The organism is Haloferax sp. s1 (genome assembly GCF_058382125.1).
The window spans coordinates 1-956 of the sequence record NZ_JBZRPK010000083.1 but is presented as its reverse complement, the minus strand read 5'-3'; the positions used below and the strand labels follow the sequence as shown (position 1 = coordinate 956).

General features: G+C 65.1%; 1 protein-coding gene. It reads right to left on the bottom strand.

What is annotated here, in order from left to right:
- On the bottom strand, positions 1 to 956 hold a 956-nt coding region (locus tag QT222_RS00560), incomplete at both ends, for an HD domain-containing protein (RefSeq protein WP_491475954.1).

Below are 956 nucleotides of genomic sequence, written 5' to 3'. Positions count from 1 at the left end.
CCGAGAACGTTCGCGGCAGCGCGCCCGCCTCGCTCTGTCTGTGCTCCGGGGCCGTAGACGCCGAACCGCCACTGCTGTTCCTGTGCGGTTCGAAGCGCCTGCACGAGCGGCGATTCGCGTTCTAACTGCCGCATTTCGCCGTTTACCATCACTCGTGACGAGGATTCTGTCATCGACGGGCGCGGGGGGATGTCGAGAATGACGGACTCGGCGTCTACGTCGGCGGCCGCGGCGATTTCACGCTCGAAGTCGGCTACAGCGTCGTGTTCGGCGTCGATAATCGAGTCGGGTACGTTCGGGAGTTCCGCCCAGACGGCCCGCTTGTACAGGTCGCGTGTGGCGAGTCGCTCCGCAAACTCGGTTGTCGAGGGATTGAGACGGAGCGCGACGAGAAGGTCATAATCGTCCATCCGGCGGAGTTCGTGCGCGTCGATATCCGGTTCCGTGAGGAGCTGTTCGGCCGCTCGTCGGAGCATCGCCTTCGAGATACGTGCGACAGGGTGCTGGTAGACGGTCGGGTTCATCAGTGCACGGGCCAAAAGGAGGGATTCTGCGGTCTGGACGTTCCCCTCGGCAAGCACGAGTTCGCCATCGACGAAGGTGAGTTCACGAATCAGTCGCTCGTGGTCGATGGTGCCGTAGGGGACGCCCGTGTGGTGGGCGTCGCGCACGAGGTAGTCCATCCGGTCCACGTCGAGTTCGCCCGAAACGAGTTGGCCGAACTCGCCGTCACCTTCCACGAGTGCGGCGACGCGCTTCGGGTCGAGTCCCTCGGCTTCGAGCGTCTCGCCGATGGTTCCGCGAGCGACCAGTTCCTCCACGTCGTCGTGGTACTTGCCGGTGTGGCGGTGCGTCACCGACTCGATGTTGTGACTGTAAGGACCGTGACCAACGTCGCGGGGGAGGGGCGCGGCTTCGGTGTGGGCGGGGCGGGCGCCCCCTGTTCCGAGGTGCGG